General features: G+C 73.0%; 23 protein-coding genes. 6 read left to right on the top strand and 17 right to left on the bottom strand.

Features of this window, described 5'->3' with window-relative positions:
- Positions 1-44: 44 nt before the first annotated feature.
- The gene (locus AC4H2S_RS08245; protein ID WP_491496475.1) at positions 45-1127 is read left to right on the top strand and encodes a methyltransferase domain-containing protein; all 1083 of its coding nucleotides are present in this window, start codon (positions 45-47) and stop codon (positions 1125-1127) included.
- 28 nt (positions 1128-1155) lie between these two features.
- Here the strand turns inward: AC4H2S_RS08245 and AC4H2S_RS08240 are convergent, their stop codons facing one another.
- The 10 genes from AC4H2S_RS08240 to AC4H2S_RS08195 all read right to left on the bottom strand — a co-directional run bounded on the left by AC4H2S_RS08240 (position 1156) and on the right by AC4H2S_RS08195 (position 10263).
- Positions 1156-2400 (bottom strand): MFS transporter, encoded by a 1245-nt coding sequence (locus AC4H2S_RS08240; RefSeq protein ID WP_491496474.1) that lies wholly within the window; start codon positions 2398-2400, stop codon positions 1156-1158.
- A gap of 61 nt (positions 2401-2461) precedes the next feature.
- The gene (locus tag AC4H2S_RS08235) at positions 2462-2656 is read right to left on the bottom strand and encodes a hypothetical protein (protein WP_491496473.1); all 195 of its coding nucleotides are present in this window, start codon (positions 2654-2656) and stop codon (positions 2462-2464) included.
- Positions 2657-2733: 77 nt separating this feature from the next.
- The gene (gene mutM / locus AC4H2S_RS08230) at positions 2734-3606 is read right to left on the bottom strand and encodes a bifunctional DNA-formamidopyrimidine glycosylase/DNA-(apurinic or apyrimidinic site) lyase (protein WP_491496472.1); all 873 of its coding nucleotides are present in this window, start codon (positions 3604-3606) and stop codon (positions 2734-2736) included.
- 3 nt (positions 3607-3609) lie between these two features.
- The gene (gene rnc, locus AC4H2S_RS08225; protein WP_491496471.1) at positions 3610-4377 is read right to left on the bottom strand and encodes a ribonuclease III; all 768 of its coding nucleotides are present in this window, start codon (positions 4375-4377) and stop codon (positions 3610-3612) included.
- Positions 4332-4517 carry a 50S ribosomal protein L32 gene (rpmF, locus tag AC4H2S_RS08220; protein ID WP_056906555.1) on the bottom strand — a complete coding sequence of 62 codons (186 nt, stop codon included), beginning with the start codon at positions 4515-4517 and terminating at the stop codon, positions 4332-4334. Before rpmF ends, rnc begins: the two co-directional genes overlap by 46 nt.
- Before the next feature lie 52 nt (positions 4518-4569).
- Complete coding sequence (locus tag AC4H2S_RS08215; protein WP_491496470.1) at positions 4570-5169, bottom strand: YceD family protein; 600 nt, start codon at positions 5167-5169, stop codon at positions 4570-4572.
- Positions 5170-5267: 98 nt separating this feature from the next.
- Positions 5268-5753, bottom strand: coding sequence for a pantetheine-phosphate adenylyltransferase (gene coaD, locus AC4H2S_RS08210; protein WP_491496469.1), 486 nt, complete (start codon positions 5751-5753; stop codon positions 5268-5270).
- Positions 5754-5806: 53 nt separating this feature from the next.
- Entirely contained in the window at positions 5807-6376 is a 570-nt protein-coding gene (rsmD, locus tag AC4H2S_RS08205) for a 16S rRNA (guanine(966)-N(2))-methyltransferase RsmD (RefSeq protein ID WP_491496468.1), read from the bottom strand.
- A gap of 10 nt (positions 6377-6386) precedes the next feature.
- Positions 6387-8594, bottom strand: coding sequence for an ATP-dependent DNA helicase RecG (locus AC4H2S_RS08200; RefSeq protein ID WP_491496467.1), 2208 nt, complete (start codon positions 8592-8594; stop codon positions 6387-6389).
- Between the two features lie 16 nt (positions 8595-8610).
- Complete coding sequence (locus AC4H2S_RS08195; protein ID WP_491496466.1) at positions 8611-10263, bottom strand: DAK2 domain-containing protein; 1653 nt, start codon at positions 10261-10263, stop codon at positions 8611-8613.
- A 238-nt stretch (positions 10264-10501) separates the two neighbouring features.
- On the opposite strand from AC4H2S_RS08195, the gene rpmB reads away from it, so the two are divergent.
- A complete protein-coding gene (rpmB, locus tag AC4H2S_RS08190; protein ID WP_056602600.1) occupies positions 10502-10687 on the top strand; it encodes a 50S ribosomal protein L28 in 186 nt (61 codons plus the stop codon).
- 244 nt (positions 10688-10931) lie between these two features.
- Here the strand turns inward: rpmB and AC4H2S_RS08185 are convergent, their stop codons facing one another.
- Entirely contained in the window at positions 10932-11894 is a 963-nt protein-coding gene (locus tag AC4H2S_RS08185; protein WP_491496465.1) for a thiamine-phosphate kinase, read from the bottom strand.
- A 131-nt stretch (positions 11895-12025) separates the two neighbouring features.
- On the opposite strand from AC4H2S_RS08185, the gene AC4H2S_RS08180 reads away from it, so the two are divergent.
- Both AC4H2S_RS08180 and AC4H2S_RS08175 read left to right on the top strand, forming a co-directional pair.
- A complete protein-coding gene (locus AC4H2S_RS08180; protein WP_090972075.1) occupies positions 12026-12262 on the top strand; it encodes an Lrp/AsnC family transcriptional regulator in 237 nt (78 codons plus the stop codon).
- 14 nt (positions 12263-12276) lie between these two features.
- On the top strand, positions 12277-12792 hold the full coding sequence (locus AC4H2S_RS08175; RefSeq protein WP_491496464.1) for a DUF3515 domain-containing protein: 516 nt from the start codon (positions 12277-12279) through the stop codon (positions 12790-12792).
- 1 nt (position 12793) lies between these two features.
- Here AC4H2S_RS08175 and AC4H2S_RS08170 read toward each other — a convergent pair whose 3' ends face one another.
- Positions 12794-13987, bottom strand: a complete 1194-nt coding sequence (locus tag AC4H2S_RS08170) for a D-alanine--D-alanine ligase family protein (RefSeq protein WP_491496463.1) — start codon at positions 13985-13987, stop codon at positions 12794-12796.
- Between the two features lie 32 nt (positions 13988-14019).
- Between AC4H2S_RS08170 and AC4H2S_RS08165 the strand changes: the two genes are divergently transcribed.
- The gene (locus AC4H2S_RS08165; protein ID WP_491496462.1) at positions 14020-15093 is read left to right on the top strand and encodes a trans-sulfuration enzyme family protein; all 1074 of its coding nucleotides are present in this window, start codon (positions 14020-14022) and stop codon (positions 15091-15093) included.
- A 31-nt stretch (positions 15094-15124) separates the two neighbouring features.
- On the opposite strand, the gene AC4H2S_RS08160 is transcribed toward AC4H2S_RS08165, so the two are convergent.
- Both AC4H2S_RS08160 and AC4H2S_RS08155 read right to left on the bottom strand, forming a co-directional pair.
- Positions 15125-16126, bottom strand: a complete 1002-nt coding sequence (locus tag AC4H2S_RS08160) for an NAD(P)H-dependent glycerol-3-phosphate dehydrogenase (RefSeq protein WP_491496461.1) — start codon at positions 16124-16126, stop codon at positions 15125-15127.
- Positions 16123-16920: a lysophospholipid acyltransferase family protein gene (locus AC4H2S_RS08155; protein ID WP_491496460.1), complete on the bottom strand. Its 798-nt coding sequence runs from the start codon at positions 16918-16920 to the stop codon at positions 16123-16125. Before AC4H2S_RS08155 ends, AC4H2S_RS08160 begins: the two co-directional genes overlap by 4 nt.
- A 126-nt stretch (positions 16921-17046) precedes the next feature.
- On the opposite strand from AC4H2S_RS08155, the gene cofC reads away from it, so the two are divergent.
- Positions 17047-17709 carry a 2-phospho-L-lactate guanylyltransferase gene (gene cofC, locus AC4H2S_RS08150; RefSeq protein ID WP_491496459.1) on the top strand — a complete coding sequence of 221 codons (663 nt, stop codon included), beginning with the start codon at positions 17047-17049 and terminating at the stop codon, positions 17707-17709.
- A 35-nt stretch (positions 17710-17744) separates the two neighbouring features.
- On the opposite strand, the gene AC4H2S_RS08145 is transcribed toward cofC, so the two are convergent.
- The 3 genes from AC4H2S_RS08145 to leuC form a co-directional block, all read right to left on the bottom strand.
- Complete coding sequence (locus AC4H2S_RS08145; RefSeq protein ID WP_491496458.1) at positions 17745-18410, bottom strand: HU family DNA-binding protein; 666 nt, start codon at positions 18408-18410, stop codon at positions 17745-17747.
- Between the two features lie 113 nt (positions 18411-18523).
- Complete coding sequence (leuD, locus tag AC4H2S_RS08140; protein ID WP_491496457.1) at positions 18524-19123, bottom strand: 3-isopropylmalate dehydratase small subunit; 600 nt, start codon at positions 19121-19123, stop codon at positions 18524-18526.
- A 3-nt stretch (positions 19124-19126) separates the two neighbouring features.
- Positions 19127-20551: a 3-isopropylmalate dehydratase large subunit gene (gene leuC / locus AC4H2S_RS08135; RefSeq protein ID WP_491496456.1), complete on the bottom strand. Its 1425-nt coding sequence runs from the start codon at positions 20549-20551 to the stop codon at positions 19127-19129.
- Positions 20552-20598: the final 47 nt, after the last annotated feature.

Genomic DNA, 20598 nt, shown 5'->3' with positions numbered 1-20598 from the left:
GCGTCCGCGCCGGCGGGGGGTCCGACGACCTAGGGTCTGCAGGCATGAGAGCCGCACGCCGCGCCCGGATCGTGGGCGACGCGGACCTCGCCCGGGGACGCTGCCTGGAGATCGGCCCGCTCGCCAACCCGGTCGTCGACCCGGCGGTGGCCGACGTCCGCTACGTCGACGTGCTCGACCGGGCGGGGCTGCTCGCCCACTACGCCGGCAACCCGGCGGTCGACCCCGACGCCGTCCCCGAGCAGCACTTCTGGCTCACCCGGCCCGACGGCACGGTGTCGACGCTCGCCGAGGCGGTGGCCGCGGACGCGCCCTACCAGCACGTGGTGGCCAGCCATGTCATGGAGCACGTGCCCGACATGGTCGGCTGGCTGCACGACGTGGCACAGGTGCTGACCGACGACGGCGCGCTGCAGCTCGCGCTCCCCGACCGCCGCTACTGCTTCGACGCCCGCCGCACCCCGACGACCGTGGGCCAGGTGGTGCAGGCCCACCTCGACGGCGACCGGACCCCGTCGGCACGGGCGGTCCTCGACCACTTCATGCGGGCCGTCGACTTCTCCGCGGCGCAGGCATGGGCCGGTGAGGCGCCGCCCGCGCAGGGCTCCCACCCGATCGACGACGTCCGGCGCCACCTGGCCCGGCAGCGCGCCGGCGACTACGTCGACTGCCACGTCTGGCCGTTGACGCCGCGCGACCTCGCCGACCTGCTCGACGACCTCCTCGCGCTGGGGATGGTCGACTTCGCGGTCGAACGGCTCACCGCCACGCGGGTCGGCGAGCAGGAGTTCTACGCGACCCTGCGGCGCCTGGACCCCCACGGCGACCCGGCGCGAGTGACCGGGGAAGCGCGCGCCGCCCTCGCCCGGCTCCGTGCGGCACTGCCCGACGAGTCGCCGGGAGCACCGGCGGGCGAGACCGTGCCCGCCCACCACCTGGCCGATGTTGAGCAGCGGCTCGCCGAGACGCGGGCGCGCCTGGCCCGGGTGCGGGCCGCGCGCGACCGCGCCCGCCGCCAGCGCGACCGGGCGATCGCGCGTGCGACCGCGTCGGCACCCGGAGCGGCCGAGGAGGCCCCGGCGCCCCGGCTCGGCCGCCGCCTGGGTCGCCGGCTCCGGCGACGCTGAGCCGTCGCCGGGCCTTCGCCGGCCCCGGTCAGGCGTTCGCGGTCGCGGCCTCGTCGGCGTGCGCGATGTGCCCGAGCGAGCGCCACACGAGCGCGAGCGTGACGCCCGAGCCCACGAAGGCGAACCACCACGGCGCGGTCAGCCCCCACGCGCCGGCGATGAGGCCGCCGAGCAGCGAGCCGAGGAGCATGCCGCCCATCACGCAGATCATGTAGACCGAGCCGACCCGGCCCTGCAGCTCGGCCGGCACGGCGCGCTGGCGGACGGCCTGCGACAGCGTGCCCCACACGAAGGCGTACGCCCCGAAGAAGAACATCAGGGGGTACGCCGCCCACGGCGAGGTGGTGAGCGCCATGGCGAGGTGGAAGACCACCTCGGCCAGCAGCACCGCCCGCATGAGTGTGGCCAGCGGAACCAGCCGCTCGAGGCGTCCGTAGGAGAACGTGGCCAGCAGGCCCCCCAGCGCCGAGGCCGTGGTGAGCAGGCCGAAGCCCGCCTCGCCGATCCCCACCCGCTCGAGCGCCCAGAGCACCAGGACCGACCACGGGGCCGCCCAGGTGACGTTGAAGACGACGATGATGATCGCCAGCGTCCGCACCGGCCGGTTGCCCATCAGCCAGCGCACGCCGTCGGCGATGTCCTGCCGGAGGTGGGTGTCGACCTCGCCGCGGACCGCCCCCGGCGGCGTGCCGATGCGCGAGACCAGCACCACGCCCACGGCGATGCAGGCGACCGTGACGGCGAACGGCCAGACCATGCCGACCGAGAACAGCAGCGCGCCGATGGCCGGGCCGACGAGCTGGTTGCCCGTGATCATGCCGGCCATCAGGCGCGAGTTGGCGATGCCGAGGTCGCGCTTGTCCACCAGCATCGGGGTGAGCGTGCCCGCGGTGGCGTCGACGAACGTCTCGGCCGTGCCGAGCGCGAGCAGGGCCGCGAGCACGAGGGCGATGTTGACGTGGCCGGTCGCGATGACCACGCACAGCCCGGCCAGGACGAGACCGCGCACCGTGTTGGCGGCCATCATCACCAGCCGGCGGTCGAGCCGGTCGGCCAGCGCGCCGGCGAACAGCCCCACCAGCAGCCACGGCGCCTGGAGGGCGATCATGGCGGACGCGACCAGGATCGGGTTGCGGGTCTGGGACGCGACCAGCAGCGGGCCTGCCGCGATCAGCGCCCCGTCGCCCAGGTTGGTCATCCAGGACGACCCGACGAGCCACCGGAAGCCAGTCCCGAGGCGGGCCGGGAAGACGGTCTCGACGATGCGGCTCACAAGCAGGAGAGCCTACGGGCGCCGCACCCGGGCGCGCACCGAGGTTTCGGGCGGGCTGTTCTCAGGCGGGCTGGAGGTCCTCGACGGTGCGCTCGACGCCCCGGGCCGCGGCGGCGAGCCGGTCGTTGTCGGCCTCCAGCCGCAGCACCAGCGCCTCGAGGTCGGCGACGCGGCGGCGGAGCCGATGGTTCTCGGCGGCGAGGACGGACGTGCTCCGCACGTCGTTGTTCACATGACCCAACAGCGCCTTGGCCATGGGGAGCCTTTCGAAAGGTCGAGTCGTTCGGCCGACGATCCGGCCGTCTCCAAGAGTCCCACCGCGCGGGGCAGGGGTCAATGCGCCCGGGGGCTCCGCGCACGGGGCGGCCGCTGGCACCGCGGGCAGAAGAACGACGACCGGTTCATGAACGAGACCCGGCGGATCGGCGTGCCGCAGCGCCGGCACGGCTCGCCCTCGCGCCCGTAGGCGTCGAGGGAGCGGTCGAAGTAGCCGGACTCGCCGTTGACGTTGACGTAGAGCGCGTCGAAGGAGGTGCCGCCCTGGGCCAGCGCCTCGCCCATCACCTCGCGCACCTGCCCGAGCAGGCCGCGGAGCACCGGGCCGGTGAGCCGGTCCCCCGGCCGCTCGCCGTGCAGGCGCGCGCGCCACAGGGCCTCGTCGGCGTAGATGTTGCCGACGCCCGACACCAGCCCCTGGTCGAGCAGCAGCCGCTTGATCGCCGACGTGCGCCGTCGCGCGCGCCGCACGAACTCGTCGTCGTCGAACTCGGGGTCGATCGGGTCACGGGCGATGTGCACGATCTCGGTCGGCAGCTGCGCCCCGCCGGCCGAGACGACCAGCCCGCCGAACATCCGCTGGTCGACGAAGCGCATCTCGAGCGGGCCCCCGTCGGCGGCGAGGAGGCGGAAGCGGACCCGCAGGTGGCGCTCGTCGAGCGCGCCCGGCTCGTGGAGGAGCATCTGCCCGCTCATGCCGAGGTGGCCCAGGAGGGCGTCGTCGTTGTCGAGCGCGAGCCAGAAGTACTTGCCGCGGCGGCGGACGGCCTCGATGCGCCGGCCCTGCAGGGCGGCGACGAATCCGGTCGACCCGCGGTGGTCACGACGCACGGGCCGCGGGTGGAGCACCTCGACGGCGTCGATGCGAGCGCCCACGACGTGGCGCTCGAGGCCGGCCCGGACGACCTCGACCTCGGGGAGCTCGGGCACGGCTCAGGCGTCGGCGCCGGACACGGCGGCCGGCTCGGCCGTGCGGCCGGCGGCGTCCTTGATCTCGCGGTAGGCGGTCTCGGCGGCGCCCTGCTCGGCCTCCTTCTTGGAGCGACCGGTGCCGTTGCCGAGGACCTGCTCGCCGACGCGCACGCGCGCCACGAAGGTCTTCATGTGGTCGGGCCCGTCGTCCTCGATGAGGTACTCGGGCACGCCGAGGCCCAGGTCGGCGGAGAGCTCCTGCAGGGAGGTCTTCCAGTCCAGGCCGGCGCCCATCGACGCCGCGGCCTCCATGACCGGGTCGAAGAGCAGGTGGACGACCTTGGCGGCCTCGTCGATGCCGCCGCTGAGGTGGATCGCGCCGATGACCGCCTCGACGGTGTCGGAGAGGATGGAGGCCTTGTCGCGACCGCCGGTGCTCTCCTCGCCGCGCCCCAGCTTGATGTGCCGGCCGAGCCCGATCTGGCGGGCGACGTCGGCCAGGGCGCGCGCGTTGACCACCGCGGCACGCAGCTTGGCCAGCCGGCCCTCCGAGAAGTCGGGGTGGGCGCGGTAGAGCGTCTCGGTGACCACGACCCCGAGGACGGAGTCGCCGAGGAACTCCAGTCGCTCGTTGGTCGGGATCTGACCGTTCTCGTAGGCGTACGAGCGGTGCGTCAGGGCACGCTGCAGCAGCTCGGGATCCAGGACCGGATCACCGAGCGCTGCGCGGAGCTCGTCGCTGGTCAGAGGACCTGGCGACGGTCGGCCCGGGCGCCGTACTGGCCGCACTGGCCGCACGCACGGTGCGGGAGGTGCTTGGCACCGCAGGCGGGGTTGGCGCACGTGACGAGGGTCGGCGCGACGGCCTTCCACTGCGAACGGCGGTGACGCGTGTTGCTGCGCGACATCTTCCGCTTCGGAACAGCCATGGTGGTCTCCTGTTGCTTGCGTTGCTCTGCCGGGGATTCCCGGCGAGGTGGTTCAGTCCTGGGGGTCGTGCTGGGGGTGCTGCTCGCTGTCCTGCTCGGTCTGCGCCAGCTGCTGGAGCCCTGCCCAGCGGGGGTCGATCGGCGCGTCGTGCGTGTGGTCCGGGTCGTCCGCGAGCCGGGCACCGCACTCGGTGCACAACCCTGGGCAATCGTCCATGCACAGCGGCTGGAAGGGTAGTGCGAGCACCACCGCGTCCCGCAGCAGGGGCTCGAGGTCGAGCAGGTCGTCCTCGAGCCGGCTGGTCTCGTCGTCGAGGTCGCGGTCGTGGTTCTCCGCGGCCTTGTCGTGCTGGTCGGGGTAGACGTAGAGCTCCTGCAGCGTCACGTGGACCTCGTCCTCGATCGGCTCCAGGCAGCGTACGCACTCCCCCTCGAGCGCGGCCGTGGCCGTGCCCGTGAGCAGCACTCCCTCCATGACCGCCTCGAGTCGCAGGTCGAGCTCGACCGGCGATCCCTCGGGGACACGGAGGACTTCGATGCCAAGCTGTGCCGGCGCCGGAACGGAGAGCTCGAGCTCACGCTGGGACCCCGGACGGCGCCCGAGCTCGCGTGTATCGAGCACGAGCGGCGACCTCGGGTCCAGGCTGCTCACGTCGAACTCCCACATCTGGACACCAACACAACCTCGGAATCGTATCCGGCGCCCCACCGACGGGGCAAAACGAGTGACGGACGGGGGTCGCGGCGCGCTCAGCTGCGCCGCTCCGCGAGCCGCGCCACGAGCCGCTCGCGGACCGGCTCGGGCACGAAGCCGCGGACGTCTCCGCCGAGCGCCGCGACCTCCTTGATCAGGCTGGAGGAGACGAACGCGTTGCTGACCGCCCCGGGGAGGAACACGGTCTCCACCGAGGTGAGGTGGGAGTTCATCTGGGCCATCGGCAGCTCGTACTCGTAGTCGCCGGCCCCGCGGAGGCCCTTGACGATGGCCACCGCCTCGATCTCGCGGCAGAAGTCGACGATGAGGCCGTCGAAGCCCGCGACGCGCACGTTGTCGATGCCGGCCGTGGCCTCCTCGAGCATCGCGATGCGCTCGTCGGGGGTGAAGAGCCGGTTCTTGCTCATGTTGGTGCCGACGGCGACGACGACCTCGTCGAAGAGGGTGGCGGCGCGAGCGACGATGTCGAGGTGACCGTTGGTCACCGGGTCGAAGGAGCCGGGGCAGACAGCGCGACGCACGGGCGTCCTTCCTTCGCAGGGACGGCTCTGCTCCCGCAGGGTGGCCGGCGGGATCAGGGGGCCAGGGTGGCGTGACCGTACCAAAGGGCGGTCTCGCCGTAGCGGCGCGTGCGGTCCTCCTCGATGCCCGGCGGCCAGGTGAGCACCGTGCGCTTCGCGGCCCGCTCGACGACCACCAGCGCGCCCGGCACGAGCCAGCCCTGCGCGACCAGGGTGGCCAGGTCGGCGTCGACCGCGGCGTCGGGGGTGGGGTAGGGCGGGTCGGAGAACACCACGTCGTAGGGCGCCGCGGGAGGCGAGGAGAGGAACGTCGAGACCGATGCCGCCACCACCCGGGCCCGGGAGAAGCCGAGGGCGGCGGCGTTGCGCGAGATCAGGGCGGCCGTGCGGCGGTCCTGCTCGACCATGGTCACCACGCCCGCGCCCCGCGACCACGCCTCGAGGCCCACGGCGCCCGAGCCGGCGTAGAGGTCGAGGAAGCGCAGCCCGTCGAGCGAGCCGGTGCGCGACTCGATGGCCGAGAAGAGGGCCTCGCGCACCCGGTCGCTCGTCGGCCGGGTCGTCTGGCCGCGAGGCGTCTCGAGCCGTCGACCTCCAGCCGTTCCCCCGATGATGCGAGTCATGTCCGCGTGGTCAGCCCTTCTCCATGAATCCCGACGCCGCCGAGCGCTCCACCTCCGCGACCGCGTCGGCCAGGTCGGGCGCCTGCCCCAGCGCGGAGTCCTCGGAGAGTAGCGCCTCCGCGGCCTCCCGGGCCCGGACGATCGTCTTCTCGTCGCGCAATACCCGAAGTGTGACGAGGCTGGAGCGGAAGCCCGACTGGTTGGCGCCGAGCACGTCGCCCTCGCGACGCTGCTCGAGGTCGACCCGGCTGAGCTCGAATCCGTCGGTCGTCGAGGCGACGGCGTCGAGGCGCTCGCGAGCCGCGCTGCCGGCCTCGGCGTGGGAGACCAGCAGGCACAGCCCGGGCAGGCCGCCACGACCGACCCGGCCGCGCAGCTGGTGGAGCTGGGAGACGCCGAACCGGTCGGCGTCGAGGAGCACCATCGTGGTGGCGTTGTGGACGTCGACCCCCACCTCGATGACCGTCGTGGACACCAGGACGTCGATCTCGCCGGCGGCGAAGGCGCGCATCGTGCGGTCCTTGTCGTCGGGCGCCATCCGCCCGTGCAGGACCGCCGTGCGCAGCCCCGCCAGGGGGCCGGCCGCCAGCTCGGCGTGGACCTCCTCGACCGCTGCCAGCGACCGCTTGGGCGTGATCTCGGCCCCCTCGTCGTCGAAGTCGAGCTGGTCGGTCTCGCCCTCCTCCCCCGCGTCGCCGGAGATGCGGGGGCACACCACGTACGCCTGGTGCCCCTTCTCGACCTCCTCGCGCACCCGCTGCCACACCCGCGCGATCCAGGTGGGCTGCTCGGCCAGCGGCACGACGTTGGTCTGGATCGGCGCGCGGCCCGCGGGCAGCTCGGCGAGGACGGAGGTCTCGAGGTCGCCGAAGACCGTCATCGCGACGGTGCGCGGGATCGGCGTCGCCGTCATCACGAGCACGTGCGGCGGCGAGCCGGCCTTGTCGGTCAGCGCCGCGCGCTGCTCGACGCCGAAGCGGTGCTGCTCGTCGACCACCACGAGGCCGAGGTCGGCGAACTCGACCCGGTCCTCGAGCAGCGCGTGGGTGCCGATGACGATGCCGGCCTCGCCGGTCACGATCCGCAGCATCGCCTCCTGGCGGGCCGCCTTGCCCATCGACCCGGTGAGCAGCACGACCTGGGTGGCGCGCGGGTCGCCGCCGAGCATGCCGCCCTGGGCGAGGTCGCCGAGCATCGCGGAGACCGAGCGGTGGTGCTGCTGGGCCAGGACCTCGGTGGGGGCGAGGAGGGCGGCCTGTCCCCCGGCGTCGACCACCTGGAGCATCGCGCGCAGGGCGACGAGGGTCTTGCCCGAGCCCACCTCGCCCTGGAGCAGCCGGTTCATCGGGTGGTCGCGGCCGAGCTCCTCGGCGACGAGGTCGCCGATCTCGCGCTGGCCGCCGGTGAGCTCGAACGGCAGCCGCTCGTCGAAGGCGGCCAGCAGGCCGTCGTCGCGGCGTACGCGCGCCCGGGCGCCCTGGGCCCGGTGGGCCGCGCGCCGCCGGGCCAGGACGAGCTGGAGCACCAGCGCCTCCTCGAAGCGGAACCGCTTCTGCGCGGCCCCCACCTGCGTCCAGTCGTCGGGGGCGTGGATCCAGCGCAGCGCCTGCATCACGTCGAGCACGCCGAAGCGCTCCCGCAGCTCGGGGGTGAGCACGTCGGGGACGCCGGTGACGAGGTCGAGCGCGGTGGCCACGACCTTCTGGATGTCCCAGGTGTAGAGCTTGGCGGTCAGCGGGTAGACCGGCATCAGCTTGCTCAGCCGCGGCGCGTTGGGACCGTCGAGCGCGAAACCGTGGGGCTGCTCGAGCTGCCAGCTGCCGCGGAACTGCTTGGCCCTGCCGGTGAAGACGGCCCGCGCACCGGGGCGGAACTCGGCCTCGTGGCGCTCGACCATGCTGGCGTAGGGGCTGAACAGGGTGACGGAGAAGTCGGGACCGTCGGTCCGCAGCCGCACCGTCGTGCGGAACTGCCGGCGGTTGCCGCTGAAGAAGGACGCGCTCTCGCACGAGCGCACCTCCCCCACGATCGTGAGCTGGTCGCCGACGACCGGCGTGGCGACCTCCGAGAGCTCGGTGGCCGGGACGTAGCGGCGAGGGAAGTGGCGCAGGAGGTCGCCGACGGTCTCGAGGCCGAGGCCCTCCTCGGCCAGCTTGCGCTTCTTGTGGTGGTTGCCGAACACCGCCCCGATGGGGCTGTCCGGGGTGATCGCGACCATGCGTGAATCCTGCCGCTCACTCCACGCTGACCAGCAGGGGGTAGCGCGACTGGCCGCCGTCGTGGACCGCGACGTCGACGTGGGGGTGGCGCTGCTCGACGTGGGCGGCGACCTGGCGGGCGAGCTCCTCGCCGCCCTCCCCCGACACGATCGTCACCAGCTCGCCACCACCGGCGAGGAGGCGTTCCAGCACGTCGGTGGCGACCTCGCCCAGGTCGGAGCCGACCACCGCGAAGTCGCCCGCGATGACGCCGAGCGCGTCGCCGGGCTCGCACGGCCCGGCCATCGTGATGGCCCGGCGGGCGGCGATCGTCACGGCGCCGTGGCGCACGTGGCGGGCGGTTGCGGTCATCTCGCGCACGTCGGCGTCGAAGGCACGGCCGGGCTCGTGGACCGAGATGGCGGCCAGGCCCTGCACCTGCGCGTGCGTCGGGATCACCTCGACGTCGATGTCGTGCTCCGCCTCGGCCGTGCGCGCCGCGATCTCGGCGGCCCGCACGCTGTCGGCGTCGTTGGGCAGCACCACGACCTCGTGCGCGCCGCAGTCGACGACGGCCTCGAGGAGCTGGCCGGTCGAGGGGCGCCGGCCGGGCCCGCCCGGCACCACGACCGCGCCGGCGGACGCGAACAGCTCGGCCAGGCCGTCGCCGGCGGCGACCGCGACGACGCGACGACCCGTGCGGGTCGAGGCCTTCTGCCGGCCGGCGACCTGGTCGGCGAAGTGGGTGACCCGGATGCGGTGCGGCCGGCCGGCGGCGATCCCGGCCTCGATGGCGGCACCGACGTCGTCGACGTGCACGTGCACGTTCCACAGGCCCTCGCCCCCGACGACCACGAGGCTGTCGCCGAGCCGAGCGAGCCGCGCACGCAGCTCGGCGACCCGCTCCTGCTCCACCTCGGGGGCGACGTCGAGCAGGTACATCACCTCGTAGCCGGGGCCGTCCTCGGTCAGGTCCTCACCGGGGGCCACCGTGGCCACCGGGATGTGGTGCGTGCCGAGGGGGGCCGAGTACGGCGACGGCCGGCGGCCCGTGGCGGTGGTCTCGACCGCGTCGAGCACGACGCACAGCCCCCGGCCGCCGGCGTCGACGACGCCGGCCTGGGCCAGCACGTCGAGCTGCTCGGGCGTGCGCAGCAGGGCCGCGCGGGCGGCCGCCGCGGCGGCGGTGAAGACGTCGCGGGTGCGCGCGCCGCGCGCCGCCGCCGCCTCGACCGCGGCGTCCGAGGCGGCCCGGGCGACGGTGAGGATCGTGCCCTCGACGGGCACGCCGACGGCGGCATAGCTGGCCTCGGTCGCCTCGGCCATCGCCGCGGCGATCGTCTCGGCCGGCCGGTCCGCGACCGCGGCGCCGGCGAGGTGGCGTACGAAGGCACGCAGCATCTGGCTGAGGATCACCCCGGAGTTGCCGCGGGCGCCCATGAGCGCGGCGCGGGCGAGCACGGCCATCCCGTCGCCGAGCGCGAGCCCGGGGTCGTCGGCCATCGCCTCGCGCAGCGCGTCGCGAGCCGCGGAGACGGTGAGGAACATGTTGGTGCCGGTGTCGCCGTCGGGCACCGGGTAGACGTTGAGCGCGTCGATCTCCTCGCGCGCCGACGAGAGCGCGTCCGTCGCGATGTCGACGAACCGCGCGACACCGTCGAGGGTGATGCCGTGGGTGACGTGCTCCATCGGGTCGGTCTTCTCCGGTGTCTCGTAGGGGTCTCGTAGGTGTCTCGTGGGGGGTGCTGCAGGCGGGTCCGTCGTACGATGTGGTGCGCGCCACAGGGTAGTGCCCGGATTGCGCGGGGCTACGATTTCATCCCGCCGCCGGTCCTCGGCTACTCTTGCGCGGTTGCCAGCTGCCGCTTCGTGCGGGGTGCAGGCCTCATGGACATCTCTATCAACCTCGAACGGATCGGAGTGCACGGTGGCTGCCGTCTGCGACATCTGCGCCAAGAAGCCGGGCTTCGGAAACAACCGTCCCTGGTCGCGCAAGATCACCAAGCGTCGTTTCAACCCCAACATCCAGCGCGTCCGGGCGACCGTCAACGGCACGCCCAAGCGCCTCAACGTCTGCACCGGCTGCCTCAAGGCCGGCAAGGTCTCCCGCTGACCTGACGTCGTCGATCGAAGCCCCCGCCGCTCTGCGGCGGGGGCTTCGTCGTTCTCCGCGGGCTCTCGCTCGCGCTCGCGCTTGCGGTTACGGTTGCGGTTGCGGTTGCGGTTGCAGTTGCGGTTGCGGTTTCCCCGGTCAACCGGGGAAACCCCGACTTGTCGGGGCATACAAGCCCCGACAAGTCCGCAACTCGCGGAAGAGGTGTCCGTTGAGTCTCTCGGAGACTCACGGGCCAGGATCCTCAGAAGTGGGTCCAGCCGGTGGGGCCGTCGTACGTCCCGCCGTCGACGGTGACGCCCTCTCCCTCGAGCACCTCGCCGATCACCTGCCACCCGCCGGGCACCGACGCCACGTCGGGGAAGGTGGCCAGCAGGGAGTGGTCGTCGCCGCCGCTGAGGATGAACTGCATCGGGTCGGCACCGAGGGCGGCGCCCACGGCCTGGAGCGGCTCGGGGATCTCGAACGCCCCGGTGCGGACGTCGATCGCGACGCCGCTCGCGTCGGCGATGTGCCCGGCCTCGGCCAGGAGGCCGTCGGAGATGTCGATGAGCGAGGTCGCCCCCGCCTCTGCGGCGACCCGGCCCGCGGCGTACGGCGGCTCCGGGCGGCGGTAGGCCTCCACCAGCACCCGCGGCGAGCGGAACCCGCGGCCGAGGACGGCCAGCCCGCCGGCGGCCCACCCCTGGCGGCCGGTCAGCGCGAGCACGTCGCCCGGCCGGGCGCCCGAGCGCAGGACCGGCGCCTGGGCGCACTCGCCGAGGACGGTGACGGCGATCGTCAGCTGGTCGGCGCGGGTCAGGTCGCCGCCGACGACCGTCGCGCCGATGCTCGCGCACTCGTCGGCGACACCGCGCGCGAAGTCGAGCGCCCACGCCACCGGGAGGTCCGCGGGCGCGGCGAGGCCGATGGTGAGGTGGCGCGCGACGCCGCCCATGGCGTTGACGTCCGAGAGGTTCTGCGCGGCCGCCCGGTGGCCCACGTCCGAGGCGCTGGCCCAGTCGCGGCGGAAGTGGCGGCCCTCGACCATCAGGTCGGTGGAGACCACGACGTGGCCGCGCTTGACCCGCAGCACGGCGGCGTCGTCGCCGGGGCCGACGAGCACGTGCTCGTCGGCGTCGGTGGCATCGCCGAGCTGGGCGATGAGCTCGGCGATGAGCCCGAACTCGCCGGCCTCACCGAGGGTTGCGTCCGCTGCCAGTGCCATGGGCCCATCCCACCAGACCGGAGGCCCGCCCGGTCGCACCCGTCCCCTGTCGGCGCCGGCTCGCGGCGCGGTAGGTTGTGCCGGTCACACCCGATGAACGAGACCCGATGAACGAGACCGAGGAGTCCACGATGGTCGTCCAGGCCTACATCCTGATCCAGACCGACGTCGGCAAGGCCGCCGAGGTCGCCCGTGAGATCGCGCAGGTCAACGGCGTCACGCTCGCCGAGGACGTCACCGGTCCCTACGACGTGATCGTGCGCGCCGAGGCCAAGAACGTCGACGAGCTGGGCAAGCTCGTCGTCTCCAAGGTGCAGAACCTCGACGGCATCACCCGCACGCTCACCTGCCCGGTCGTCCACATCTGAGCCACCCGGCCCCCGTGCAGCCGCATCGACGCCTCGGCCCCACCACGGGCCGGGGCGTCGTCACGTCCGGCGTCCTCGGCGTCCTCGTCCTGCTGACGGGCACCGGGTGCTCGAGCACGCCCACGATCGACGACGTCGACCTGTCCGCGCGCGACCGCGCCGCGTGCGAGGCGCTGGTCGCCGACCTGCCCGAGACGCTCGCCGGACAGGAGCGGCGCGAGGTGGAGCCGGCCGACGCGCTGGGCGCGGCCTGGGGCGACCCGGCGTACGTCCTGTCCTGCGGCGTGGAGCGGCCCGGCGACTACGAGCCCACGGCGGAGTGCAGCGTCATCGAGGGTGTCGGCTGGTACGTCACCCCGGACCAGCTCACCGACATCTCGGAGACCGCGACACCGGTGGCGCTCACCCTCGACCCGCTCGTCGAGCTCACGGTGCCCGCCGACTACCGCACCGAGGGGATCGACCGCGCGCTCGCCGACCTGGCGCCGGCGCTGAAGGAGCACCTGCGCGAGGGCCTCCCCTGCCTCTAGCTCAGCGCAGGCCGGTGTCGCGGCGCAGCGCCAGCTGGACGAGCCGGTCGACGAGGTCGGGGTAGGACATTCCGGTGGCCGCCCAGAGCTGCGGGTACATCGAGGTGGGCGTGAAGCCGGGCATCGTGTTGAGCTCGTTGATCACAAGCGACCCGTCGGGCATGAGGAAGAAGTCGACCCGGGCGAGCCCCTCGCACGACAACGCCTCGAACGCCCGCACCGCCATCGCGCGCAGCTGCTGCTCGGCCTCGGCCGGCACGTCCGCCGGGATGTCGATCTCGGTGTGCTGGCCGGGGAGGTACTTGGCCTCGAAGTCGTAGAACTCGTGCTCGCCACCCGTGCGCACCTCGCCGGGGCGCGAGGTCTCGGGCGGTCCCTCGAACGTGCCGAGCACGCCGCACTCCACCTCGCGGGCGCCCTCCATCGAGTGCTCGACGAGCACCTTGGGGTCGTGGCGGAACGCCTCCGCGAGCGCGTCCGCGACCTCGGTGGCGTCGTGGACCTTGCTGATGCCCATGCTCGAGCCGGCGCGGGCCGGCTTGGCGAACGACGGGAACCCGAGCTCCTCGATCCGGGCGCGGCAGCCGGCGGGGTCCTGCTCCCACTCGGTGCGGGTCACGACGATGCCGTGCGTGACCGGCAGCCCGGCCGCCTGCAGGACCACCTTCATGTAGGCCTTGTCCATGCCGATCGCCGAGGCGAGCACGCCGGAGCCGACGTAGCGCACGCCGGCCATCTCGAGCATGCCCTGGAGGGTGCCGTCCTCGCCCCACGGCCCGTGGAGCAGCGGGAACACCACGTCGACCTCGCCGATGACCGACGGGACGCTGGACGCCTCGGTGACGACGAGGTCGGTGCCCGTGGTCGCGCCCCGCAGCGCGACGGGCGACCGGTCGGCGTCGACCCGAGGGAGGTCGTTGCCTTGGATCGCGAGGCGCGCCGGCTCGTCGCTCTCGAGCACCCACCGCCCGTCGGTGGCGATCCCGACCGGCACCACGTCGTAGGCCTCGCGGTCGATCGCGGCCAGCACGCTCCCTGCGGTGACGCAGGAGATGCCGTGCTCGGAGGAGCGGCCCCCGAAGACGACGGCGACGCGCGGCTTGCGCGCGGCGTGGCGCGCCGAGGGGTCCGCCGAGTGATCCGGAGCGGAGTCGGGCGTGGGGTCCGAGGTGGTGCCGGGGGGAGTGTCGTTCATCGCCTCGACCCTATCCACCTACGCTGGCGCGCATGGCTGCAGACTCACCGCTCAGGCCCGGCACGATCGCCGTCACGGCCGGCCGGCCCGACAAGGTCCCGGACGCCCCGCTCAACACCCCGATCACGATGGCGGCTACCTACGTCGCCGGCGGCCAGGTGGAGTACGGGCGCTACGGCAACCCGACGTGGACGGCACTGGAGGACGCGCTCGGCGCGCTGGAGGGCGGCCGCTGCCTGACCTTCGCGTCCGGGCTGGCCGCGGTCTCCACCGTCCTCGACCTCGTGGGCGCGGACGCCAAGGTCGTCGCGCCACGGCACGGCTACACCGGCACGATCATGCAGCTCGCCGACCTGGAGGCCCGGGGCCGCATCCGGGCGGAGCTGGTCGACGTCACCGACACCGACGCGGTGGTGGCGGCCTGCGACGGCGCCGCGCTGGTGTGGCTGGAGTCGCCCACCAACCCGGCCCTGGAGGTCGCCGACATCCCCACGATCACGAAGGCTGCGCACGAGGCCGGGGCGTACGTCGTGGTCGACAACACCTTCGCCACTCCCCTGCTCCAGCGGCCACTCGACGACGACGTGGACATCGTCGTGCACTCCGCCACCAAGTACCTCGCCGGGCACTCCGACGTGCAGATGGGCGCGATCGTCGTCCGCGACGACGAGCTCCATGGCGTGCTCAAGGGACGTCGCGACCTCGTCGGGGCGATCCCCGGCCCGTTCGAGGCGTGGCTGACCCTGCGCGGCCTGCGCACCCTGCACCTGCGCGTCGAGCGCGCGCAGGCCAACGCCCAGGAGCTCGCCCGCCGGCTCGCCGAGCACCCCGCGCTGTCGGAGGTGCGCTACCCCGGGTTCGGCGCGATCGTCAGCATCGTCCTCGCCCAGGGCGAGATGGCCGCCGACCTGCTCAGCCGCAAGACCCGCCTGTGGATCCACGCCACGTCGCTCGGCGGCGTCGAGTCGAGCCTGGAGCGCCGCCGGCGGTGGAAGGCCGAGGCGGCCACCATCCCCGACGGCCTGGTGCGGCTCTCGGTCGGCATCGAGGACGTCGAGGACCTCTGGGACGACCTGCGCGCGGCGCTGGACGGCTGCGTCGGCTGACCCGTCGCCGCCGCGTACCAGCGGATGTCGCTCAGTGCAGCTCGGGCTTGGTGTCGCGGGCGATGAACGAGTTCATCATGTCGTGCGCGGTCATCTTGCCGTCGACGACCGCATCGACCGCCTCGGCGATCGGCGCGTCCACGCCGGTGCGCCGCGCCAGCTCGAGGAGTGACTTGCAGGACTTGGCGCCCTCGGCGACCTGGCGCGTCGTGGCGTAGATGTCGGCGGTCGTCATGCCCTGGCCGAGGCGCTCGCCGAAGGTGCGGTTGCGCGACAGCGGCGACGAGCAGGTGGCGACCAGGTCGCCGAGCCCCGCGAGGCCCATGAGGGTGAGGGGGTTGGCGCCCTGTGCCGTGGCGAGGCGGGCGGTCTCGGCGAGGCCGCGGGTGATCACCGACGCGGTCGTGTTGTCGCCGAATCCCAGGCCGACCGCCATGCCGACGGCGAGGCCGACGACGTTCTTGTAGGCGCCGCCGATCTCGCACCCGAGGACGTCGACGGACGTGTACGGGCGCCACGACGGGCCGTGGGTGAGGGCCTGGATGTGCTTGGCGCGGTCCTCGTCGACGCAAGCGACGACCGAGGCGGCGGGCTCACGGCGCGCGATCTCGCGCGCCAGGTTGGGGCCGCTGACGACCGCGATCCGGTCGCCAGGCGCGTCGGTGACCTCCTCGATGACCTCGCTCATCCGCATCAGGGAGCCAAGCTCGACACCCTTCATCAGGGAGACGAGCGTGGCCCGCTGCGGCAGGACCGGCGCCCAGGTCGTGAGGTTCTCGCGGAGGCTCTGCGACGGCACGGTCAGCACGACGACGTCCGCGTCGGCGGCGACCTTCTCGGGGTCGGTCGACGCCGAGATGGTCGGCGCCAGCTCGATGCCCGGCAGGTAGTCGGTGTTCTCGCGACGGCCGTTGATGGCCTCCACGACCTCCTCGCGCCGCGCCCAGATGGCCACGTCGTTGCCGGCGTCGGCCAGCACGAGCGAGAAGGCGGTGCCCCACGACCCGGCCCCGAACACTGCGATCTTCGTCATCGGGTGCGCTTCCTGTTCGTCCGGTGGCCCCGGTCGGGGGCCTCGTCGTGGGGGTTGCCGATCTCGCGTACGCCGCTGGCGCGCGGGTCGAAGCGCTGCGCCGGGGCGTCCTCGCCGCGGATGTCGGCGACCAGGGCGGTGATCGCGGCCATGATGCGGTCGGTGGCCGCCGCGATGGTCTCCGCCGACTGCGGCAGCGCGAGGAGGTCGTCGAGCGGGACCGGGTCGCCCGCCTTCATCACGATCGTCTTGCGCGGCACGAGGTGCGGCCGCTTGGTGTAGGGCGGCAGCACCTCCTGGGCACCCCACTGCCCCACCGGGATCACGGGACAGCCGGTCGCGAGCGCGATCCGCGCCGCGCCGGTCTTGCCCTTCATCGGCCACAGGTCGGGGTCGCGGGTCAGCGTGCCCTCGGGGTAGATGATGAGGCACTCGCCGTCGTCGATCGCCTGCACCGCGGCGGCGTAGGCGCCGATCGCGTTGCGGCTGAGCCGCTCGACGGGGATCTGGCCGGCGGCGGTGAGGAAGGCGCCGAGGTACTTGTTGGTGAACAGCCCGGACTTCGCGAGGTAGCGCGGCAGCCGGCCGTGGTCGTAGACGAAGTGCGCCGAGAGCAGCGGGTCGACGTGCGAGATGTGGTTGATCGCCACGATGCAGCCGCCGGTGGCGGGGATCTTCTCGCCGTCGACCCAGGTGCGCGAGGTGGCGCTGAGCAGGGTCGGCTTGAGGATGGACGCGGCGACGGTCATCGCCCAGCCGCGCTTGCGCTCAAGCTTCCTGACGCGCACCGTCACCCCTCCCGATCCTGCTCTGCTCGCGGGCCCGGCCCGGACGCTCCCTGTGTGTCGCGAGCAGGCTATCCGGTCGGCGCCGCGCAGGGACGACACCGGCACGCTGGACCCGGGTGGCAGGATCGCCGGGTGCCCGCCGTTGCCCCCACCGACCGCTGCGTGGTCGTCGTTCCCGTCAAGCCGCCCTCCCACGGCAAGTCCCGACTGACCGCGCTCGGCGACGACGAGCGCCGCGCCCTGGCCGAGGCGTTCGCGCTCGACACCGTCCAGGCCGCCGGCGCCACGCCGGGCGTGGACGCGGTCCTCGTCGTGACCGACGACCACCGCCTCGCCGCGGCCGTGCGCACGCTCGGGTGCGCGGTGATCCCCGACGGCGTCAGCGACGACCTGAACGCCACCCTCGTGCAAGCTGCCGCGGAGGTGGCGCGGCGCTGGCCGGGCGCCGTGCCGGTGGCGCTGTGCGCCGACCTGCCGGGGCTGCGGCCCGTGGAGCTGGCCGGCGTGCTGGCCGAGGTGCGCGAGCAGGTCGCGGCCGGCCGCAGCGCGTTCGTGCGCGACCGCGACGGTGCGGGCACCACGGTGTACGCCGCCGCTGCCGAGCGGTTCGACCCGGCGTTCGGCCACTCGTCCGCGTTCCGGCACGAGCAGGCCGGTGCGGTGGAGGTCGGCACCCGGGCGACCAGCGTGCGCACCGACGTCGACGACGCCGACGACCTGGCCGCCGCGATGATCATCGGCGTCGGCCCGCACACGACGCGGGCACACGACGGGCGGGCCACCCGCCAGGGGTGACCCGCCCGTGTCGGCGCGGCAGCAGGGCTGCGGCGTCAGGACTTCTTCGCGGTGCTCTTCTTGGCCGTGGTCTTCTTGGCGGGGCTCTTCTTGGCCGGTGCCTTCTTGGCGGTCGAGGAGCTCGTGGACTTGCTGGCGGTCGACTTGGCGGCCGTCTTCTTCGCCGGCGCCTTGGAGGCGGCGGTCTTGGAGGCGGCGGTCTTGGTGGCCGAGCTGCCGGCCTTCTTGGCGGTCGACTTCTTGGCGGTCGTGGTCTTGGCCGTCGTGGTCTTGGCGGTGCTGGACTTCTTGGCCGCGGTGGACTTCGAGGTCGTGGTCTTGGCCGGTGCCGACTTCTTGGTGGCAGCTCCCGTGACGGCTGACGCAGCAGCCCGGACAGCGGGCGGCTTGGGCATCGTCGCGGCCGTCAGCCTCGGAAGCTTCTTCGCACCCGAGATGACGTCCTTGAGCTCCTTGCCGGCGGAGAACTTCGGCACGGACTTCTTCTTCGACTTCATCCGCTCGCCGGTCTGCGGGTTGCGGACCCAGCGCGCGTTGCGGACGGCCTTCTCGAAGGAGCCGAAGCCAGTGATCGCGACCTTCTCCCCCTTCGCGACCTCGCGGGTGATGGTGTCGAGCACGGACTCCAGTGCGTGGGCCGCCTGCTTGCGGTTCCCCTCGTAACGCGCGGCGAGCGCGTCGATGAGCTCTGACTTGTTCACTAGCTTCCCTTCCCAATGAACCTCGGACGCCGAGCTCGTGCTCGACCCTCTCTAGCACGCTAGGGACATGGGAGGGTGAGGACAATCACCATCGCCCTTGTTTACGGGGTTTTTCAGGCAGTGACGGGCTTCCAGCTCGGTCGCCCCGCCTCGAAGGCGGTGATGGCGTCGTCGTGGGAGAGGGTGATGCCGATGTCGTCGAGGCCCTCGAGCAGCCGCCAGCGCGTGTAGTCGTCGATGTCGAAGGAGTCCTCGACGGCGTCCTCGCCCATGCCTGCGCGGACGGTGCGGCTCTCCAGGTCGACGGTGATCACGCCGCCCGGGTTGTCGTCGAGCCAGTCCCACAGCCGCTGCACGACCTTCTCGTCGACCTGCGCCGCCACCAGCCCGGCCTTGCCGGAGTTGCCGCGGAAGATGTCGGCGAAACGCGAGGAGATGACGACCTTGAAGCCGTAGTTCTGCAGCGCCCACACGGCGTGCTCGCGCGAGCTCCCGGTGCCGAAGTCGGGACCGGCGACGAGCACCGACCCCGTGGCGTAGGTCGGGTCGTTGAGCACGAAGTCGGGATCGTTGCGCCAGGCCGCGAAGAGTCCGTCCTCGAAGCCGGTGCGGGTGACCCGCTTGAGGTAGACGGCCGGGATGATCTGGTCGGTGTCGACGTTGCTGCGCTTGAGCGGTACGCCGACGCCGGTGTGGGTGGTGAACTTGTCCATGGGTCAGACCTCCTGCAGGTCGGCGACGGGAGCCAGGTCGGCGGGCGAGGACAGGGTGCCGCGCACGGCGGTGGCCGCGGCGACGGGCACCGAGACCAGGTGCGTACGACCGCCCTTGCCCTGGCGGCCCTCGAAGTTGCGGTTGGACGTCGACGCACTCCGCTCGCCCGGGGCGAGCTGGTCGGGGTTCATGCCCAGGCACATCGAGCAGCCGGCGCCACGCCACTCGGCGCCCGCGGCGACGAAGACCTTGTCGAGGCCCTCGGCCTCGGCCTGGAGGCGTACGCGCACCGACCCCGGCACGACCAGCATGCGGGTGTCGTCGGCGACGCGGCGGCCCTCGAGGATCGAGGCCGCGAGCCGCAGGTCCTCGATCCGGCCGTTGGTGCAGGAGCCGACGAACACCGTGTCGACCTTGACCTCGCGCAGCGGCGTGCCGGCCTCGAGACCCATGTACTGCAGGGCCTTCTCGGTCGCGACCTTGTCGTTGGGCTCGTCGAAGTCGTCGGGGCTCGGGACGCTCGCACCCAGCGGCGCGCCCTGGCCGGGGTTGGTGCCCCAGGTGACGAACGGCGTCATCGTGGACGCGTCGAGCACGATCTCCTTGTCGAAGACGGCGTCGTCGTCGGTGCGCAGCGTCTTCCAGTGGGCGAGCGCGGCGTCCCAGTCGGCGCCCTTGGGCGCCTCCGGCTTGCCCTCGATGTAGTCGAAGGTGGTCTGGTCGGGAGCGATGAGGCCGGCCTTGGCGCCCCACTCGATCGACATGTTGCAGACCGTCATGCGGCCCTCCATCGAGAGCTCCTCGATGGCCTGGCCGCGGTACTCCACGATGTAGCCCTGGCCACCACCGGTGCCCGTGTGCGTGATGAGGGTGAGGACCAGGTCCTTGGCGGTGACCCCGTCGGGCAGGCTGCCGTTGATGGTGACCGCCATGGTCTTGGGCCGGGCCTGGGTGAGGGTCTGGGTGGCGAGGACGTGCTCGACCTCGGAGGTGCCGATGCCGAACGCGATGGCGCCGAACGCTCCGTGCGTGGAGGTGTGCGAGTCGCCGCACACGATGGTCATGCCCGGCTGGGTCAGGCCAAGCTGGGGGCCGACCACATGGACGATGCCCTGCTCGACGTCGCCGAGCGGGTGCAGCCGGACGCCGAAGTCGGCGGCGTTCTTGCGCAGCGCCTCGACCTGCGTGCGGCTCACCGGGTCGGCGATCGGCTTGTCCCAGTCGAGGGTCGGGACGTTGTGGTCCTCGGTCGCGAGGGTGAGGTCGGGACGGCGCACCGGGCGGTTGGCCAGCCGGAGCCCGTCGAACGCCTGGGGCGAGGTCACCTCGTGGAGCAGGTGGAGGTCGATGAAGAGGAGGTCGGGCTCCCCGGGGGCGCTCCGGACGACGTGCTCGTCCCAGACCTTCTCGGACAGGGTCTTGCCCATGACTCGATCTCCTTCTCTGCGTGCGGTGTGACGACGCTACATCTTGC

It is taken from the genome of Nocardioides sp. Z13_37, from assembly GCF_058355585.1.
This window is presented reverse-complemented; position numbering and strand designations above follow the sequence as displayed.

What these genes read in the sequence shown, in the direction of transcription:
- leuC (WP_491496456.1), bottom strand. Translation starts at nt 20,551, where the DNA reads ATGGGCAAGACCCTGTCCGAGAAGGTCTGGGACGAGCACGTCGTCCGG.
- AC4H2S_RS08235 (WP_491496473.1), bottom strand. Translation starts at nt 2,656, where the DNA reads ATGGCCAAGGCGCTGTTGGGTCATGTGAACAACGACGTGCGGAGCACG.
- AC4H2S_RS08245 (WP_491496475.1), top strand. Translation starts at nt 45, where the DNA reads ATGAGAGCCGCACGCCGCGCCCGGATCGTGGGCGACGCGGACCTCGCC.
- rsmD (WP_491496468.1), bottom strand. Translation starts at nt 6,376, where the DNA reads ATGACTCGCATCATCGGGGGAACGGCTGGAGGTCGACGGCTCGAGACG.
- rpmF (WP_056906555.1), bottom strand. Translation starts at nt 4,517, where the DNA reads ATGGCTGTTCCGAAGCGGAAGATGTCGCGCAGCAACACGCGTCACCGC.
- AC4H2S_RS08195 (WP_491496466.1), bottom strand. Translation starts at nt 10,263, where the DNA reads ATGGAGCACGTCACCCACGGCATCACCCTCGACGGTGTCGCGCGGTTC.
- AC4H2S_RS08185 (WP_491496465.1), bottom strand. Translation starts at nt 11,894, where the DNA reads ATGGCACTGGCAGCGGACGCAACCCTCGGTGAGGCCGGCGAGTTCGGG.
- leuD (WP_491496457.1), bottom strand. Translation starts at nt 19,123, where the DNA reads ATGGACAAGTTCACCACCCACACCGGCGTCGGCGTACCGCTCAAGCGC.
- AC4H2S_RS08170 (WP_491496463.1), bottom strand. Translation starts at nt 13,987, where the DNA reads ATGAACGACACTCCCCCCGGCACCACCTCGGACCCCACGCCCGACTCC.
- AC4H2S_RS08200 (WP_491496467.1), bottom strand. Translation starts at nt 8,594, where the DNA reads ATGGTCGCGATCACCCCGGACAGCCCCATCGGGGCGGTGTTCGGCAAC.
- AC4H2S_RS08180 (WP_090972075.1), top strand. Translation starts at nt 12,026, where the DNA reads ATGGTCGTCCAGGCCTACATCCTGATCCAGACCGACGTCGGCAAGGCC.
- AC4H2S_RS08165 (WP_491496462.1), top strand. Translation starts at nt 14,020, where the DNA reads ATGGCTGCAGACTCACCGCTCAGGCCCGGCACGATCGCCGTCACGGCC.
- AC4H2S_RS08160 (WP_491496461.1), bottom strand. Translation starts at nt 16,126, where the DNA reads ATGACGAAGATCGCAGTGTTCGGGGCCGGGTCGTGGGGCACCGCCTTC.